Annotated in this window: 13 protein-coding genes; 10 read left to right on the top strand and 3 right to left on the bottom strand. The window is 72.8% G+C overall.

Annotated features, from left to right (window positions below; all coding sequences use genetic code 11):
• Positions 1–5: 5 nt before the first annotated feature.
• On the bottom strand, positions 6–473 hold the full coding sequence (locus K6U06_RS15075) for a hypothetical protein (RefSeq protein ID WP_262322770.1): 468 nt from the start codon (positions 471–473) through the stop codon (positions 6–8).
• A 185-nt stretch (positions 474–658) separates the two neighbouring features.
• On the opposite strand from K6U06_RS15075, the gene K6U06_RS15070 reads away from it, so the two are divergent.
• Positions 659–3,973, top strand: a complete 3,315-nt coding sequence (locus tag K6U06_RS15070) for a glycosyltransferase (RefSeq protein ID WP_262322769.1) — start codon at positions 659–661, stop codon at positions 3,971–3,973.
• On the top strand, positions 3,966–5,534 hold the full coding sequence (locus tag K6U06_RS15065; RefSeq protein WP_262322768.1) for a DUF5719 family protein: 1,569 nt from the start codon (positions 3,966–3,968) through the stop codon (positions 5,532–5,534). The genes K6U06_RS15070 and K6U06_RS15065 overlap by 8 nt, the downstream gene beginning before the upstream one ends.
• A gap of 114 nt (positions 5,535–5,648) precedes the next feature.
• Here K6U06_RS15065 and ftsH read toward each other — a convergent pair whose 3' ends face one another.
• Complete coding sequence (ftsH, locus tag K6U06_RS15060; RefSeq protein ID WP_262322767.1) at positions 5,649–7,682, bottom strand: ATP-dependent zinc metalloprotease FtsH; 2,034 nt, start codon at positions 7,680–7,682, stop codon at positions 5,649–5,651.
• 110 nt (positions 7,683–7,792) lie between these two features.
• Here ftsH and K6U06_RS15055 point away from each other — a divergent pair, with 110 nt between their 5' ends.
• The 8 genes from K6U06_RS15055 to K6U06_RS15020 all read left to right on the top strand — a co-directional run bounded on the left by K6U06_RS15055 (position 7,793) and on the right by K6U06_RS15020 (position 15,605).
• A complete protein-coding gene (locus K6U06_RS15055; protein WP_262322766.1) occupies positions 7,793–8,032 on the top strand; it encodes a DUF3499 domain-containing protein in 240 nt (79 codons plus the stop codon).
• A 47-nt stretch (positions 8,033–8,079) separates the two neighbouring features.
• Positions 8,080–8,814, top strand: a complete 735-nt coding sequence (locus K6U06_RS15050) for a CPBP family intramembrane glutamic endopeptidase (protein ID WP_262322765.1) — start codon at positions 8,080–8,082, stop codon at positions 8,812–8,814.
• A gap of 113 nt (positions 8,815–8,927) precedes the next feature.
• Positions 8,928–9,095, top strand: a complete 168-nt coding sequence (locus K6U06_RS15045; RefSeq protein ID WP_262322764.1) for a hypothetical protein — start codon at positions 8,928–8,930, stop codon at positions 9,093–9,095.
• Between the two features lie 66 nt (positions 9,096–9,161).
• Positions 9,162–11,729, top strand: a complete 2,568-nt coding sequence (locus K6U06_RS15040) for a hypothetical protein (protein ID WP_262322763.1) — start codon at positions 9,162–9,164, stop codon at positions 11,727–11,729.
• 80 nt (positions 11,730–11,809) lie between these two features.
• Entirely contained in the window at positions 11,810–13,168 is a 1,359-nt protein-coding gene (locus K6U06_RS15035) for a phosphomannomutase/phosphoglucomutase (protein WP_262322762.1), read from the top strand.
• Entirely contained in the window at positions 13,168–13,443 is a 276-nt protein-coding gene (locus K6U06_RS15030; protein ID WP_262322761.1) for a Trm112 family protein, read from the top strand. Before K6U06_RS15035 ends, K6U06_RS15030 begins: the two co-directional genes overlap by 1 nt.
• The gene (locus tag K6U06_RS15025; RefSeq protein WP_262322760.1) at positions 13,440–14,477 is read left to right on the top strand and encodes a bifunctional phosphoglucose/phosphomannose isomerase; all 1,038 of its coding nucleotides are present in this window, start codon (positions 13,440–13,442) and stop codon (positions 14,475–14,477) included. Before K6U06_RS15030 ends, K6U06_RS15025 begins: the two co-directional genes overlap by 4 nt.
• Before the next feature lie 387 nt (positions 14,478–14,864).
• A complete protein-coding gene (locus K6U06_RS15020; RefSeq protein ID WP_262322759.1) occupies positions 14,865–15,605 on the top strand; it encodes a response regulator in 741 nt (246 codons plus the stop codon).
• On the opposite strand, the gene K6U06_RS15015 is transcribed toward K6U06_RS15020, so the two are convergent.
• Positions 15,602–17,068 carry a DUF2079 domain-containing protein gene (locus K6U06_RS15015; RefSeq protein WP_262322758.1) on the bottom strand — a complete coding sequence of 489 codons (1,467 nt, stop codon included), beginning with the start codon at positions 17,066–17,068 and terminating at the stop codon, positions 15,602–15,604. The two genes, K6U06_RS15020 and K6U06_RS15015, sit on opposite strands and share 4 nt — an antisense overlap.
• Positions 17,069–17,140 lie beyond the last annotated feature (72 nt).

Here is a 17,140-nt window from a genome sequence, read left to right as displayed (position 1 = left end):
TCGGGTCAGGCGTCGAGCCCGATCACGCTGCGAAGGGCGTGCTCCTGGCTGGTCGCGGCGCTGCGCAGCGACTTGACGACGTTGCGGGTCGGGGCGGGCAGCAGCTCCTCGACCTCGTCGAGGCGCTCGTCGAGCTGGCGGCGAACCGGCTGCACCTGCTTGTCGACCAGCTTGGCGACCTCGCTCAGCTGGGTCCGCAGCGCCCCGGTGGGGGCGCCGCTGCCAGCGACCGAGCGGAGCTGGCCGACCTGGGCGCCCACCTGGCCGCCGAGATGCGAGAGCTGGGCGCCCACCTGGTCGCCGAGCCCCTCGAGGCGCTGGCCGAGGTGAGCGACCTGGCCGCCCTGGGCCGAGAGCTGCTCGATGAGCTCGCGCCGGCGGACCTGGGCTTTTTGGAATCCGAGGACCCCGAAGCCTACGGCGGCGTACGCGGAGTCCTTGACGAGCTTGTTGATGTCGGTGACGTCGGGCATCTGAACCTCCTGGGTCTCGCCGCAGCGGCGGGACCGGTCGTTGCGAGCGGTGATCAGCGGCAAAACCGCTAGCTGTTGTTACCCAACTGTATAACAGTTGCAAGCACTTGGCAAGGGGTTCGGGGTCCGGGCGGGGGGCCCGGTCCCAGCCGGCGGGACCGAGCCCACTAGGCTCTCCCGCCCGGATGGATCCCGAAACGACGGCACCCCCGATTGTGGCCGTGGTCGTCAGCTACGACCCCGGTCCGTGGTTCGACGAGGCACTGGCCTCACTGGCAGCGCAGGACTACCCCAACCTGTCCGTGCTGGTGATCGACGCGGCCAGCCTGGTCGACCTGACCGGCCGCGTCGCGGCGGTCGTGCCGGGGGCGTTCGTCCGTCGGCTGACCGCCCGGGTGCCCTACGGCCGGGCGGCCAACGACGTCCTCGGCGTGGTCGACGGCGCCTCCCACTACCTGTTCTGCCACGACGACGTGGTCCTCGCCCCCGACGCGGTCCGGCTCATGGTCGAGGAGGCGTTCCGCTCCAACGCCGGCATCGTCAGCCCGAAGATCGTCGAGTGGGACCGGCCCGACCGGCTGCTGGCGGTCGGCTCCGGCGCCGACCGGGTCGGGGTGGAGCACCCGCTGGTCGAGGCCGGAGAGCTCGACCAGGCCCAGCACGACGGTGTCCGGGACGTGTTCGTGGCCCCCGGCGCGGCCATGCTGGTGCGCGCCGACCTGTTCGCCGCGCTCGGCGGGTTCGATCCCGACATCGCGGACAACGGGGAGGACCTGAACTTCTCGTGGCGGGTGCAGATCGCCGGCGCCCGGGTCGTCGTGGCGCCGGCTGCGGTCGTCCGGCACCTGGAGGCGACCACCCGGGGTGTCCGCCCGGGCAGCACCTCCGCCAACGCCAGGAGGCGGGCCCGGGACCTCTCCGAGGCCCACCGGGTCCGGACCGTCCTCGTCTGCTACGGGCTGGTGCACCTCCTCTGGGCGCTGCCTCTGATGCTGGTGTCCACCATCGGCGAAGCGATCTGGCAGCTCGGCAGCGGCCGGCCCGGGCGGGCGTGGGCGACGCTGCGGTCGGTCGGGCGAGGCATGAGCCGGCCCCGCAGGCTGCTGCGGTCCCGGCGCAACGCGCAGCGCCACCGGCGGGTACCGGACCGCCAGGTGGCGCGGCTGCAGGCCCCGGGCAACACCCGCCTGCGGACCTACATCCGCTCCCGGGTCGAGGACGGGCCGGCGGCGGCGATCCCCGTCGCCGACCCCGGGGAACGGCCCCCGGTCCCGCCGCTCGACGAGGCGCGCGTCGACGACGCCCGGGACCCAGGCGAGCCGGCCCCGGCCGTCGGCGGCGGGTCATGGCAGCTGCCCCTCACCGGGGCGCTGGTCGTCGCCGCCTTGTTGGTGGTCGGCTCCCGGTCGCTCTTCGCCGGGGTCGTCCCCGCCGTGGGGTCGCTGCCGAGCGGCAGCGGGACCCTCGGCGGCTGGTGGCACAGCTGGTGGTCCACGTGGCGCAGCGCGGGAATGGGCCACACCGGCCCGGGCGCGCCCGGGCTCGGGCTGCTGGCCCTGCTCGGCGCGGTCTTTTTCGGGGCCGTCGGCACCCTGCAGCACGTATTGGTGCTGGCCCCGCTGGTCCTCGGGCCCTTCGGCGCGTACCGGGCCGCCCGCTGGTGGGGGTCGCAGCGGGGACGCCTGGCCGCCCTGATCGTCTACGCCACGGTCCCGGTGCCCTACGACGCGCTGGCCCGGGGCCGGTGGTCCGGGCTGGTGATCTACGCCGGGGCGCCGTGGGTCCTAGCCGCCATCGGCCGGCTCTCGGGCGGGGTGCCGTTCCCGGCCACCACCGCCCGGGCGGTGCTCGGCCGGGTCGTCGGGCTGGGGGTCCTCGTCGCGGTGCTGGCCTCGGTCGCCCCCGCCTACATCTTCGTCGTGGTCGCGATCGGCGTCGGGCTGGCGGCCGGGTCGATCCTCACCGGCACCCTCCGGGTCGGGCTGAGAGCGCTGTCGGTGGCGGTGGCCGGAGCCGTCGTCGCCGCGGTGCTGCTGCTGCCGTGGTCGGCGTCGGTGCTCACCAGCCGGGCCGCGACCTTCGGGGTCAAACCGACCGGGGCGGCCCGCCTCGGGCTCGGACAGCTGCTGCTGTTCCACACCGGCCCGGTCGGCAACGGCGTCCTCGGGTGGGGCCTGCTCGCCGCGGCGGCCCTCCCGCTGCTGATCGGCAGCTCGTGGCGCCTGGCGTGGGCGGCGCGGATGTGGCTGGTGGCGCTGACCTGCATCGGCCTGACCTGGGCCGGTCTGCGGGGATGGGTGCCGGTCCCCGACCCGGAGGTGCTGCTCGCCCCCGCCGCGGCCGCCCTAGCGGGAGCGGTGGCCCTCGGCGCGGTGGCCTTCGAGCTGGACCTGCCCGGATACCGCTTCGGCTGGCGTCAGCTGGCGTCCGGCGTCGCCGCGGCGGCGGTCGTGATCGCCGCGGTCCCCGCGGTGCAAGCCGCGGGCAGCGGCCGCTGGAACCTGCCCGACGCCGACGCCAGCAGCGTCCTCGGGTTCCTGCCCTCCGCCGCCCACGGCGACTACCGGGTCCTGTGGGTCGGCGCCCCCGGCGCGCTGCCCCTGCCGTCGAGCTACCTGGAGGACGGGTTCGGCTACGCCACCTCCTACGACGGCCTGCCCGACGCCACCGACATATGGGCCGGTCGCCCCGGCGGGACGACCCCGGTGCTGGCCAGCGACCTGCGGCTGGTCACCGGCCGGCTGACGACCAAGCTCGGCCACCTCCTCGCCCCGCTCGCGGTCCGCTACATCGTCGTGCCCAACCACCTCGGCCCGAGCGGCAGCGGCGCCCCGGCGGTGCCCGCCCCGGGCCGGCTCCTCCAGGGGCTCGGCCAGCAGACCGACCTGCAAGCACTAGGCGTGGACGCCGACTACAGCGTGTACGTCAACGCCGCGTGGGCCCCGGCCCACAGCGTGCTCACCCCGGCGGTGGCTGCGTCGCTGCCCGCGGCCACCGCCGGCGCCGCGGCGACAGCCCGCGCCGTGGAAGCGCTGCGGCTGGCCGGCTCGGCCCCGGTGCTGACCGGAAGCGCCGACGGCGGGCGGGGTCGCGTCCCGGCGCCCTCCACCCTGTATGTGGCGTCCTCGCCGGGCGGCGGATGGACCCTCCGCGCCGGGGGGGCCAAGGTGACCGGCTCCCCCGCGCTCGGCGTCGGAGAGCGTTTCGACGTCCCCGCCGCGGCGTCGGGCCGCAGCGTCGCGGCGACCCTCCAGGCTCCGTCGTCTACCGGCGCGCGCGCCGGGCAGCTGGCCGAGGTGGTGCTGTGGCTTTTGGTGGTGGCCGGCTTGGTGCTCGACCAGCGCCGCCGCCGGTCGGGGACACCCGAGACGGTGCGCCCCGAATGGTTCACGCCCCTCGCCCCGCAGCGGTCGGGTCGCCGCAGGCGGGGCGGCTCCAACTCCGGCCTGTCGGCCGGCGACGCCGACCTAGGCAACGAAGAGGTGTGGATCGATGTCTGACCTGCCCGGCCCCGGCGCCTGGCGCCCCGAGCAGCCGACCGAACGGCCCGGCCGCCGGCCGGCCCGGCCCCCCCGGCAGCGTTCCGCCCGGTTCCCGGTCGTGATCGGCGTCGCCGGCCTCCTCGTCGCCGGAGGCATCGCCGACCGCGCCGCGGGCCAGCCCGGCCCGGCGCCGGTGGCCGCCAGCCAGCCGGTACCCGTCGCGGCGCCGGCCGCGGCGCTGTCGTCGTCGTGGTTCTGCGCCGGGGCGACGGGGACGAGCAACGGGGCCGCCGCCGGGAAGCTGGTGATCGCCAACGCCGGCGACCAGGCGTTGCGGGCCCGGGTGCGGCTGGTGGCGTCGCGCGGCGCCGGGCGCAGCGCCACCTACACGGTGGCCGCCCATTCCACCACCAACGTCGACGAGACCCTCCCCGGCGACCCGCCGTGGGTCGGGGCGGTCGTCGACCTCGACGGGGGCGCCGCCGCGGTGGACCAGGTCGTGTCCGGCCCGCTCGGGCAGGCCGCGACCCCCTGCGCCACCGCCGGGTCCCAGCAGTGGTACTTCGCCACCGGCCAGACCCTGGTCAACGCCACCGACACCATCACCCTCCTCAACCCGTACCCGACCGACGCGGTGGTGGACATGACCTTCACCACCGAGCAGGGCGTCGAGGCCCCCGGCGACTTCCAGGGTCTGGTCGTGCCGGCCGGCGGGCTGCTGTCGGTCGACTTGCGCAGCCATCTCCGCCGCCGCAAGCAGATCGCCACGACCGTCCACGCCCGCAGCGGGCGGGTGGTGGCCTGGAGCACCGAGGTGGTGACCCCGCCGGCGCCGGGCGAGGCGACCATCGGAGCCCCGGCCAATCCGGCCAACCCGACATCCGCCGACCCCGCGGCGCCGGCGGCGGGCGTGGTGCTCACCCTCGGCTCGCCTTCCGCCGGCAGGCGCTGGGCGTGGCCCGACGGGGAGGCCGGCAACGGCCTCGACGAGCGCTACGTGATCTACAACCCCTCGGCGCGGCCGGCGACGGTCTCCCTGTCGGTGGCGTTGGACCAGGGCCAGGCCGAGCCGTTCCGTTTGACCGTCGGGCCGCAGGCGGTCACCACCATCGTCTCCGACAGCGAGGCCAGGATCCCGCCCGGCGTCGGGCACACCGCGACGCTGGTCAGCACCAACGGGGTGGGCGTGGTGGCCACAAGGACGGTGGCCGCGGTGGCCCCCGCCGCCCGGCGGGGTGTGGCCAGCCTGCCCGGCGCCCGGATGGCCGCCGCCGCGTGGCTGGTCCCGGTCGCCGCGACCGGCGGGAGCGACTCCCTGGCACTGCTCGCCCCCGGCCCCAACCCGCTCGACGTCACCCTCTTCGGCATGGCCGGCGGGCAGGAGATCCCCCTGCCGGGCCTGAGCGGGCTGACCCTGCCCGGCAGCCAGCGGACGGTGATCTCCCTCGCCGCCAAGGCCGGTTCCTACCGGGGTCCGATCGTGGTGCGAGCCACCGGCCCGATCTACGTCGAGTCCGACCTCGGCGGTACCGGCACCGCGCCGGGGTTCTCGCTGTCGACGGGCGTGCCGCTCAGCTGACCGTCCCCGCCGGGCGGTCAGCGGGGACAGGTCAGCCGGCGGGTCGGGCCAGTCGGCGGCCCCGGATCGGTCGGCGGGCCCCGGTCAGTCGGGCCCGGGTCAGTCGGGCCCCGGTCAGTCGGTGGGGCGGTCGGCCTGGCGCTGCCAGGTCGTGGGCATCGGCATGGTGCCGTTGCCGCCCGCGGGGGTGGCCTCGGGGTCGGGGTGGCCGGCCACCGGCTGCGGCTCGGCGAAGGTCGGCACCACCGCCACCTCCTCGTGGACCGGACGGCCATAGGCGGTGTCGACCAGGCGGCCGACCTCGGCGCCGTCGATGGTCTCCTTCTCGAGGAGGGAGTGGGCCACCGCGGTGAGGCCCCGCCGGTGCTCGGTGAGCAGCCGGGTCGCTCGACCCTCCTGCTCGCGCAGGATCCGCTCCACCTCCTCGTCGATGACCCGAGACGTCACGTCGGAGTAGTCGCGTCCCGAGTGCATCAAGTCGTCGCCGAGGAACACCTGGCTCTCCTGGCCCCAAGCCATCGGACCCAGACGGTCGCTCATCCCGAACTCCCGCACCATCTTGCGGGCCATCTCCGTCGCCCGCTGCAAGTCGTTCGACGCGCCGGTCGACAGGCTGCCGAGGACCAGGTTCTCCGCGCAGCGGCCGCCCATCATCACGCACACGGCGTCTTCGATGTACTCCCGCCAGTAGGTGTGGCGCTCCTCGAGGGGCAGCTGCTGGGTCACCCCGAGAGCCATGCCCGTAGGCAGGATGGTCACCTTGTGCACCGGGTCGGCGTCGGGCAGCACGTAGGCGAGCACCGCGTGGCCGCCCTCGTGGTAGGCGGTGGCCTCCTTCTCCTTGTCGGAGAGCACGGTGGACTCCCGCCGCTGCCCCATGAGGACCCGGTCGCGGGCCGCTTCGAAGTCGATCATCTCGATGGCCCGGGCGCCGCGGCGCACCGCGTGCAGAGCCGCCTCGTTGACCAAGTTGGCCAGGTCGGCGCCGCTCATCCCCGGGGTGCCGCGCGCCACGGTGCTCAAGTCGACGTCAGGCCCGACCCGCTTGTCCTTGCAGTGCACCGCCAGGATCGGGAGGCGCTCCTCCAGGTCGGGCAACGGGACGACGACTTGCCGGTCGAAGCGCCCCGGGCGCAGCAACGCCGGGTCGAGGATGTCGGGCCGGTTGGTGGCGGCCATCATCACGACGCCCTCGGTGGCCTCGAAGCCGTCCATCTCGGCGAGCATCTGGTTGAGGGTCTGCTCCCGCTCGTCGTGACCGCCGCCCAGGCCGGCCCCGCGCTTGCGGCCGATGCTGTCGATCTCGTCGATGAAGATGATGGCCGGAGCCTGCTTGCGGGCGGTCTGGAACAGGTCCCGGACCCGGGAGGCGCCGACACCGACGAACATCTCCATGAAGTCCGAGCCGGTCACCGACAGGAACGGCACGCCGGCCTCACCGGCCACGGCCCGGGCCAGGAGCGTCTTGCCGGTGCCCGGAGGCCCGACCAGCAGCACCCCCTTGGGGATCTTGGCGCCGATCTCCTTGAACCGGTGGGCGTTTTTCAAGAAGTCCACGACCTCGCGGATCTCCAGCTTGACCCCGTCGTAGCCGGCGACGTCAGCGAAGGTCGTGCGGGGCCGTTCGGTGGTGTACACCTTGGCCTTCGAGCGGCCGATCGACATGATGTTGCCCATCTGGCCCTGCGCTCGCCGGCTGATGAAGATGAAGAACCCGACGATGATCACCGCGTAGATCAAGTAGGGGAGCAGCGTCGCCCAGATGCTGGTGGTGCCCGTCGTGAACTTGAGGCCGTCGGCGGGGATCAGCGTCCGGTACTGCTGCGACAGCTGGGCGTCGAGGCTCGGCGCGGGGCCCTGCACCGAGAACTCCTGGCCGTTGGTGTTGGTGTAGGTGAGGTGCCCGGTGTCCTGGTTGATCGTCGCTGACGCGACCTGCTTGCTCTCCAGGGCGCTGTAGAACTTGCCGAAGTTCTGGGCGCTGGCGTTGTTGTTGTGCAGCGGGTTGGTCAAGATGACCGCCAGCACGACCACGACCGCGATGACGATGGCGATCCAGCGCCAGTTGGTGTTTCCCGGGGTGCCGGACGGTTGACCCCCGCTGCGGTCTGGCCCACCAGGCCGCAGATCTCCTGGTTGGCGACTCATGGCAACATGGTAGGCGGCGGCGCTCCACTAGCACTCGGCAGGTCTTTCGCGCCTCGGCCGGCGGCGCGGGGTCCGCCCCGCGGCGGCAACCAAACGGTACCGTGAGCGGCGTGTCCCGCCCTCTCGTCTGCGCCCGCCCCGGTTGCGGCGCCCCGACCGCAGCATGGCTGACCTACGACTACAGCGCGCAGTGCGTCTGGCTCGACGACGAGCCGGGCGCGGCGGGCGACCAGTGGGGGCTGTGCGCGGACCACGCCGGCCGGCTCCGGGCCCCGCGGGGATGGGCCGAGGTGGACCGCCGGGTGACCCACCGCCGGCGCTACGAGCCGCCGACGTCGATGGTCTCCTAGCCCGAGACGCTGGCGGCGACCGAACTGCCGGCCCTGCGGGGACGGCCATGACCCCCGAACCGGAACCGGCGGCCGGCGCCCCCGGCGCGGACCTGGCGGTGGCCGCGGGAGGGTTCGCGGTCGGCGTCGTGCTGTCGGCTCTCGGCGCGTCCCTCGGCGCGCTCGGCACCGGCTATCACACCGGCCGCGGCGGGCCGATCCCGCTTGGGGTGACCGTCGGCGGCGTCGTCGGACTGTGGGTCGGCCTGCTCGGCGCGGTGGCGGTCTGCGCCCGCCGGAGCGGGGCGGCCGGGCCCTCCGGCGTCGCCGCCTACGTCGGCTTGCGGGTGGCCGGCGTGTGGGACGTAGCGGTCGGCGCGGTCGTGGGGCTGGCGTCCCAGTACGTCCTCATACCGCTGCTCTACCTCCCCGCCGAGCAGCTCGACCCCTCGATCGCCCACCAGCTGTCCAAGCCGGCCCAGCAAGACACCGGGTCGGCGCACGGCGCGCTCGCCGCGGTCGTGTTGCTGCTCGTGCTGGCCGTAGGAGCACCGCTGGTGGAGGAGACGTTCTTCCGGGGGTTGGTGCTCAAAGGGCTGGCCGCTCGTTACCGCCCGGCGGTGGCGGTCGTGGCCACCGGTCTCCTGTTCGCGCTGGCCCACTTCGAAGCGGTGCAGTTCGCGGGCCTGGCCGCGTTCGGGATCGTGCTCGGGGTGCTGGCCCGCCGCAGCGGCCGGCTCGGACCGTCGATCGCGGCGCACGCCGCGTTCAACGCGGCCGCGGTGATCACTCTTCTCCATTAGCTCGATTAGCACCCTTCGGACTCGCGGCGCTAAAGGCCCACGCCGGCACCGTCGATACACCTGACACAGGGCGAGCGACCGGCCGCCCGCGAGCGAGAATCGAGGGACCGCTGATGCACTGCCCCCGCTGTCGGACCCGACAGCTGGTCATGATCGAGATGCACATCGGGGGCGAGTCGGTGCGGATGGCCAGCTGCTCGGCGTGTGACGCCCGCTGGTGGGAGGGCACCGACGGGGCGCTGCCCCTCGCGGAGGTGCTGGACCTGGCCGCCCAGGCCTGACGACCGGCCCGGCCGCCGAGCCGGGCTGCGCCCACCGGCCGAGCCGCAGCGGGCAACATGTGAGAAATGAGCGGGCCCGCCGACGACACCAGCCTGCCCGCCGAGCGGGAGGACCACACCTGCGGGCCCGGCCCCGCAGCGGAGGCCGGTGCCCGGCCCGACCACACCGACCACACCGACGACGTCGGCGACGCGGCGCCGGCGCGGTGGTGGGAGCGGCTCGAGTCGACCGACCGGCCCCAGGCGGTCCTGACCCTGCTGGTGGTCGCGGCGTGCGTGGTGTTCACCTTCGTCCAGCTCAAACCGTCGAAGCTGTTCGCCAACACCACCCCGGCCGGCGGCGACATGGGCGCCCACGTCTGGCTCCCCGCCTACGTCAAGGCCCACCTGCTGCCCCACTTCCGTCTCACCGGGTGGACCCAGGACTGGTACGACGGTTTCCCGGCGCTGACGTACTACTTCCCGCTTCCGATCGTCGCCATCGCGGTCGTCAGCTACGTCATCCCCTACAACATCGCCTTCAAGCTGGTCTCGGTCCTCGGGCTGTTGGCCATGCCGATCGCGGCGTGGGCGCTGGGCCGCCTGGCCCGGATGCCGTTCCCGGCCCCGGCGTGCCTGGCCACCGGGGCGCTGGTGTTCCTGTTCAACCGGGACTTCACGATCTACGGCGGCAACATCGCCTCGACGATGGCCGGCGAGTTCTCCTTCGCGATCAGCCTGGCCCTGGCCTTGGTGTTCCTCGGGCTGGTGGCCCGCGGCCTCGACACCGGCCGGTCCCGGGGGCTGGCCGCGGTGGTCCTGGCGTGCTGCGCGATGTCCCACGTGCTGCCGCTTTTCTTCGCGGTGGGCGGCGCGATTCTGATGTACCTGCTGCGCCCCCAGCGGCGCCGGTGGCGCTGGCTGCTCCCGGTGCTGGTGACCGGCGGGTTGCTGGCGGCGTGGTGGGCGCTGCCCTTCGAGTACCGGCTGCCCTACGCCACCAACATGGGCTACCAGAAGCTCACCACCTACGTGGCCCTGCTGTTCCCCCACGGCGACACCTGGCTGTTCGTCGTGGCCGGCGTCGGCGCCCTGGCGTCGCTGGTGCGGCGCCGGCCCATCGGCACGTGGCTGGTGGCCATGACCGTCGCCGCGGCGGTGGTGTTCCGCTTCGCTCCTCAGGCCCGCTTGTGGAACGCCAGGGTCCTGCCGTTTTGGTTCCTCTGCCTGTACCTCCTCGCCAGCCTGGCCGTCGCCGAGCTAGGGATCTTCGTCGCCGAAGGGGTGACCCGGCGCCCGGACCTCCGCCTCAGCCTGATCCCGGTGCCGGTGGTGTCGCTGCTCGCGGCGCTGATCTGGGTGGGGTACCCGCTGCACATCCTGCCGTTCGGACACATGGTGGCGAACAAAAAGAGCGGCGCCACCGAGTACTCCTGGCTCGGCATCCACTCCACCGCCGCGGGGTCCTACGTGCCCGACTGGGTCGACTGGAACTACAGCGGATACCAGTCGCCGGGCAAGGCCCGCCGAGCCGAGTACTTCGCGCTGGTCGCGGAGATGAAGAAGCTCGGCCAGGACCCGGCGGACGGGTGCGGACAGGCGATGTGGGAGTACGAGCCCGAACTCGACCAGATGGGCACCCCCGACGCGTTGATGCTGCTGCCGTACTGGACCAACGGCTGCGTCGGCTCGATGGAGGGCCTGTACTACGAGTCGTCGGCGACCACCCCGTACCATTTCCTCAACGTCTCGGAGCTGTCCGACAAGCCCTCGGACCCGATGGTCGGGCTGCAGTACGCCACCGCCCCCGACGTCACCCTCGGCATCCAGCACCTCCAGATGCTCGGCGTCAAGTACTTCATGGCCCTGACCCCCGACGTCCAGAGCCAGGCCAGCGCCGACACCGCCCTCGAGCAGGTCGGCTCGGTCGGCCCGTTCCCGGTCAGCTACACCAGCGGCAGCCAGACCACCGTCACGCAACGGACGTGGAAGATCTACAAGCTGATCGACTCGGCGAAGGTCACCCCGCTGCTCAACCAGCCGGTGGTCATGAACCACGTCGGGTCCAACGAGGCGGCGTGGCTGAAGGCGTCGCAGGCCTGGTATTTGAGCCCGTCGCGCTGGAGCGTGTTCGAGACCTCCTCCGGGCCGTCGTCGTGGGCCCGGGTCAGCCCGTCGGCGGCGACGGTCCCGGAAAAGCCGTTGCCGCCGGTGCAGGTGTCCTCGATCAAGCAGACCGAGAGCTCGGTGTCCTTCGACGTCAGCCAGACCGGCGTACCGGTGCTGGTCAAGGTGTCGTACTTCCCCAACTGGCACGCCAGCGGCGCCGGGACCGTCTACCGGGCCACCCCCAACCTGATGATCGTGGTCCCCACCTCCCACCACGTCACGCTGAGCTACGGCTACACGCCGGTCGACTGGGCCGGGTTCCTCCTCAGCCTCCTCGGCCTGGTCGGCGTCGCCGGCCTGGCCGTCGCCGGGCGGGTCCGCTACCCGGCGTACTTCCGCCCGGCCGGCGAGCCGCTCACCGTCGGCGGTGACGGCGAGTGGCCGTGGGCGGACCCGTCGACCGACGAGGCCGCCCCGCTGCTCGACGCCGAGGTCCTCGGCGACGGCGACACCGCGACCCGCCACGAGACCGACCTACCGGACTGACCCCGTTGGCCGGCGCCGGGCCGGGCCGGGCGGCCCGGCCCGGGTCGTCGCCGGGAGGCTCCTGTAAGGTCGGGCTCGCCATGGCAGCCCTCGACGAGATCTTCAAGGCCTACGACATCCGAGGGACGTTCCCCGACCAGATCGACGCCGAGCTCGCGGCGCGAGTCGGCGCCGCGTTCGCGGCGTTCAGCGGGGCGCCTCGGATCCTCGTGGCCCGGGACATGCGGCCTTCGGGCGTCGAGCTGGTCGCCGCGTTCGGGCGGGGCGCCACCTCCGCCGGCGCCGACGTCGTCGACCTCGGGCTGACCTCCACCGACGAGCTGTACTACGCGTCCGGGGCCCTCGACGCGCCCGGCGCCATGTTCACCGCGTCGCACAACCCGGCCCGCTACAACGGGATCAAGCTGTGCCTGGCCGGCGCCCGGCCGGTCGGCGCGGAGTCGGGGCTGGTCGACATCAAAGCCGCGGTGGCCGGCCCGGCGCCGGAGCCCGCCGCAGAGGCGGGGCGGGTCAGCGAGCAGGACGTGCTGGGCGACTACGCGGCCAAGGTCCGCTCGTTCATCGACGTGTCCAGCCTCAAACCCCTGAAGGTCGTCGCCGACACCGCCAACGGCATGGGCGGCCTGGTCGTCCCGGCGGTGTTCGCCGGCCTGCCCGTCGAGCTGGAAGTCCTCTTCGGGGAGCTGGACGGCACCTTCCCGAACCACCCGGCGGACCCCATCCAGCCCGCCAACCTGGTCGACCTGCAGCGCCGGATCACCGAGACCGGCGCCGACGTCGGGCTGGCCTTCGACGGTGACGCCGACCGGTGCTTCCTCGTCGACGACAAGGCTCAGCCGGTGTCGGGGTCGACCACCACCGCCATGGTCGCCGCGGCGATGCTCGAGAAGTACCCGGGCTCGACGATCCTGCACAACTTGATCTGCTCCAAGTCGGTCCCCGAGATCGTCCGCGAGCGGGGCGGCACGCCGGTGGTCACCCGGGTCGGCCACTCCTACATCAAGGCGGTGATGGCCGAGACCGGCGCGGTGTTCGGCGGCGAGCACTCCGGGCACTACTACTTCCGGGACAACTACCGGGCCGACTCCGGGTCCATCGCCGCCCTGGTCGTGTTGGAGCTGCTGTCCAAAGCCGACCGGCCGCTGTCGGAGATCCGCAAGGACTTCGAGCGTTACGCCGACTCCGGCGAGATCAACACCGAGGTCAGCGATCCCCACGCGGTGATCGAGGCCGTCGCCGCCGCGTACGGCGCCGAGCGCCATCCCGAAGCCACCCAGTCCCGGATGGACGGCCTGACCGTCGACCTCGGCGACTGGTGGTTCAACCTCCGTCCCTCCAACACCGAACCGTTGCTCCGCCTCAACCTCGAGGCCCCGACGCCGAGCGAGTGCCAGGCCCGGACCGCCGAGGTCGTAGCCCTCTTGAAGGACCTTTCCTGATGCCTCTCGATCCTGCGCTGCTCGACATCCTGGCCTGCCCCGAGGACAAGGGCCCCCTCCTCTACTTCGCCGACGAGGGTTTCTTGTACAACCCGAGGCTCCGGCGCCGCTACGAGATCACCGACGACATCCCGATCATGCTGATCGACGAGGCGTCCGACGTCGACGACGCCGAGCACCAGCGTCTCGTGGCCAAGGCCGACCGCGACGGCATCCGCCCGACCTTCGAGGCGGCCGGCGACGAGCCGGCGCCGCCGGGGAGCGACGCCCGATGACCGTGCTCGACTCGCTCGGCATGTTCGACCTGGCCGAAGGGCTCCCCGAGCAGGTGGAGGCCGCGGTGGCCGGCGCCCGCGGCCTGGAGGGGCTACCCAACCGGGAGGACGTGGAAGCGGTCGTCGTGCTCGGCATGGGCGGCAGCGGGATGGCCGGCGACGTCCTCACCGCGGTCGCCGCGCCGCAGATGCCGGTGCCGGTGATGGTGGTCAAGGGCTACGAGTGCCCGGCGTTCGTCGGTGACGGCACCTTGGTGTTCGCGGTGTCCGCGTCCGGGGACACCGAGGAGACGATCCAGGCCGCGTCCGACGCCGCGGTCAGCGGCGCCCGGATGGTCGTGGTCGCCGGCGGCGGCGAGCTGGCCCGCCTCGGCGACAGCTGGGGGGCGCCGGTGATCCCCGTCCCCGCCGACATCCCCCAGCCCCGCGCCGCGCTGGGCGCGATGGCCTTCCCTCCGCTGGTGGTGCTCGAGGACATCGGGCTGTTTCGCGGCGGGTCGTACTGGATCGACGCGGCGATCGACCAGCTCAAACGCCGCCGCGACGCCTTGGCGACCGCCGGTGACACCTCCGCGGCGGCGGACGTCGCCCGCCGCATCGGCCGGACGATCCCGCTGATCCACGGCGGGGGAGCGGTCGGCTCGGCGGCCGCCGCCCGCTGGAAGACCCAGGTCAACGAGAACGCCAAGGCCCCGGCGTTTTGGTCGTCGCAGCCCGAGCTGTGCCACAACGAGGTGTGCGGGTGGGGTCAGCACGGCGACGTCACCCGCCAGGTCCTCACCGCGGTGGCCCTCCGCCACGACGGGGAGCACCCGCAGGTTGGCCGGCGCTTCGACCTGGTCGGCGAGATCCTCCGGGAGGTGGTGGCCGACGTCGTGGAGATCCGCGCCGAAGGCGACGGCGACCTGGCCCAGCTGTTCGACTTGGTGCTGTTCGGCGACTACGTCTCGCTGTGGATGGCGGCCGAAGCCGGGATCGACCCGGGTCCGGTGCCGGTCCTCGCCGACTTGAAGGCCCAGCTGGCCGGCAGCTAGCCGCCGGGCCGGCCGCCGCCGGACCTCCTACACTTGGGGAGGGCCTCAGCGGGTCTGTGGTTGCAAGTCGATGCCAGTCGCAGGCGAAACGACCCACGTAAGGCAACCCGTGGTTGCTGAGCATGGTGCGGCTTAGAAGTAAGGCCTGCCCGCCGATGGGACCAACCGGGTCCCGGGGCGGAGACGCCGTACAAGGAGGGCATCCGGTGGTGCAGGGCTCCGGCCGCCGCCACCGCCTCCCGATCGGCGCAGCAGGCGGGTGTGGGGTCAAAGACCAGGTCAGCCGCTGAGGCCCGCGCAAACCCCGCAAGATGGGCTGCCCGCGGGCACCCCCGGCTAGCGTGAAGTGATACGAGATGCGACGGCGTATCCGTCTGGAGCACCACGATGACGTTCGAACAGCCAGACCCGACGAACGAGGGGGCCGACGCGGACCGGCACTGGCGGCCCGCGGAGGACGTGATCCGGGTGCTCATCGCCGACGACCAAGCGCTGTTTCGTCGGGGCCTGTTCGTGGTGCTCGGCACCGAGGACGACATCGAGGTGGTCGCCGAGGCGGAGAACGGTGAGGAGGCGGTGGCCCGCGCCACCGAGCACGCCCCCGACGTGGTCCTGATGGACGTGCGGATGCCCCGCGTCACCGGCATCGAAGCCGCCGGGCAGATCCGCGACCTGCTCCCGACGACCAAGATCTTGATGCTGACGGTGAGCGACGAGGAGGACGACCTCTACGAGGCGATCAAGGCCGGCGCCAACGGCTACCTGCTCAAGGAGATCTCCGTGGAGGAGGTCGCCGAGGCGATCCGGGCGGTGGTCCAAGGCCAGAGCCTGATCTCCCCGTCGATGGCCTCCAAGCTGCTCAACGAGTTCAACGCGCTGGCCAAGAAGGCCGCGCAGCGCGAGCAGTTCCCGACGCCGGTGCTCACCGCCCGGGAGCTCGAGGTCCTCAAGCTGGTGGCCCGGGGGATGAGCAACAAGGAGGTCGCCGACCGGCTGTTCATCTCCGAGAACACCGTGAAAAACCACGTCCGCAACATCTTGGAGAAGCTGCACCTGCACTCCCGGATGGAGGCGGTCATGTACGCCGTGCGCCAGCGGCTGCTCGACCCACACCAAGGCGACGATTAGGGGCCGTTGCGCTGGTAGAGGGCGACGCCGCCGGCGCGGGCCACGACGTGGAACGACCCGGCGATGGAACCGAACGTGGCCGCCCCGTCCGCCTCGCTGAGGTCGGTGGGCAGCACCAGCCACTCGACCTGGTCGGCGACGGGCAGCCGCTGGCCCTCCTGGTGGAAGGTGTTCCAGTACTCGGCCCGGAACGGGTTGGGCCACATGTAGATCCCGCTCCGGTGGTCGAGGTGGGCGACGTAGGGGTAGTAGGCCGACACCACCGCGTGGGACGGGAGCTTCGCCAGCACGCTGTCGATGTCGCGGACCTCGGCGCTGGCCGGGCTGAGGTGCGGGTAGGTGTGCCGGGAGAACGGCGCCAGCCCCCACAGGTAGCAGGTGACCACGGCGCAGCCGAGGACCACGCCGGTGGCCACGGTCCGGGACCGGCGGCTGCGCAGCGCGCCGATGGCGAACGCGGTCCCCATCACCAGGATCGGGACCGGCGGCATCGAATAGTGGTAGGCGATCTGGTGCTCGTAGCCGAACGAGGTGATCACGTTGACCGCCAGGGTGAGCACGCACAGCGCGGCGATCTCCGGGGCCCGTACCAGCACCAGACCGACCGAGGAGAGCATCTGCCACAGGTAGAACGGGCGCCCGCCGGAGCGCAGGTAGGAGAAGAACTTCCCGGGGTGCGCCAAAGCGGTGCGGACCGTGCCGCCGGCGCCGCCGAAGGGCAGCCGGCCGGTGTGGACGTTGATCATCCCGACCATGGCGTAGATGATCGAAGACGCCGCCACCGACCACGCCGCGGTCGCGGCGAGGAGGCCGGCGCCGAGGCGGCGGTTGCGCCGCCACGCCACCCACAAAGCGAGCGGGGCGGCGACGAGGCCGACGTCCTCCTTGCAGAGAAACAGCAGGCCGACGCACACCACGAGCAGCCTGAAGCGGCTCTCGAGCGCGGCGTACAGGCCGACGCTCACCAGCAGCACGGTGAAGCACTCGACGTGGAACTGCTCGAGGTTGCCCCACTGCAGCGCCGGGTTGAGGAGGTAGGCGGCGGCCAGGGCGGTGGCCATCGCCGGGCTGTCGAGGCGGCGGAGGGCGTATAGGTAGATCGGGATGGCCGCCGCGGCCAGCATCACCGACTGGGCGACGAGGAGCGCGGCGGCGTGCGGGTACACCCAAAACAGCGGGACGAGCAGGGCGAAGATGAACGACGTGTGGTCGGCCATGACGTCGCGTCCCATGACCGTCGAGAACGGGGCGTGCAGCCGGCTGAGCAGCCAGATCCCCTGGTCGGGGATCGACATGTCGTAGGGGGGAGTGCCGTAACCGTCGTACACCGAGACGGTGAGAACGCTGAAGCGCAGCGCGTACGCGGCCACCAAGGCGGCGACCGGCAGGTGGACGAGCAGCCGGGCGTCGAGGACCCGAGCGGCGAGACGCGACGGCGCTCGGAGCGTGGCGGCGGCATCCACGCTGGTAGACGGTAGCGGTGGGGAAAACTGCGCCGGGGGCGGCCCGGCGCCGCGCCGGGGAGCCCGCCGCGG

Origin of the sequence: Acidiferrimicrobium sp. IK (assembly GCF_025499425.1) — a bacterium.
Lineage (GTDB): Bacteria > Actinomycetota > Acidimicrobiia > Acidimicrobiales > Palsa-688 > Acidiferrimicrobium.
The sequence above is the reverse complement of the archived record's forward strand: the minus strand, read 5'-3'. Positions and strand labels throughout refer to the sequence as shown.

Excerpts from the sequence above, each read along its gene's own strand:
- ftsH (WP_262322767.1), bottom strand. The coding sequence starts at position 7,682 with ATGAGTCGCCAACCAGGAGATCTGCGGCCTGGTGGGCCAGACCGCAGC.
- K6U06_RS15065 (WP_262322768.1), top strand. The coding sequence starts at position 3,966 with ATGTCTGACCTGCCCGGCCCCGGCGCCTGGCGCCCCGAGCAGCCGACC.
- K6U06_RS15025 (WP_262322760.1), top strand. The coding sequence starts at position 13,440 with ATGACCGTGCTCGACTCGCTCGGCATGTTCGACCTGGCCGAAGGGCTC.
- K6U06_RS15045 (WP_262322764.1), top strand. The coding sequence starts at position 8,928 with ATGCACTGCCCCCGCTGTCGGACCCGACAGCTGGTCATGATCGAGATG.
- K6U06_RS15020 (WP_262322759.1), top strand. The coding sequence starts at position 14,865 with ATGACGTTCGAACAGCCAGACCCGACGAACGAGGGGGCCGACGCGGAC.
- K6U06_RS15050 (WP_262322765.1), top strand. The coding sequence starts at position 8,080 with ATGACCCCCGAACCGGAACCGGCGGCCGGCGCCCCCGGCGCGGACCTG.
- K6U06_RS15030 (WP_262322761.1), top strand. The coding sequence starts at position 13,168 with ATGCCTCTCGATCCTGCGCTGCTCGACATCCTGGCCTGCCCCGAGGAC.
- K6U06_RS15075 (WP_262322770.1), bottom strand. The coding sequence starts at position 473 with ATGCCCGACGTCACCGACATCAACAAGCTCGTCAAGGACTCCGCGTAC.
- K6U06_RS15040 (WP_262322763.1), top strand. The coding sequence starts at position 9,162 with ATGAGCGGGCCCGCCGACGACACCAGCCTGCCCGCCGAGCGGGAGGAC.
- K6U06_RS15035 (WP_262322762.1), top strand. The coding sequence starts at position 11,810 with ATGGCAGCCCTCGACGAGATCTTCAAGGCCTACGACATCCGAGGGACG.
- K6U06_RS15070 (WP_262322769.1), top strand. The coding sequence starts at position 659 with ATGGATCCCGAAACGACGGCACCCCCGATTGTGGCCGTGGTCGTCAGC.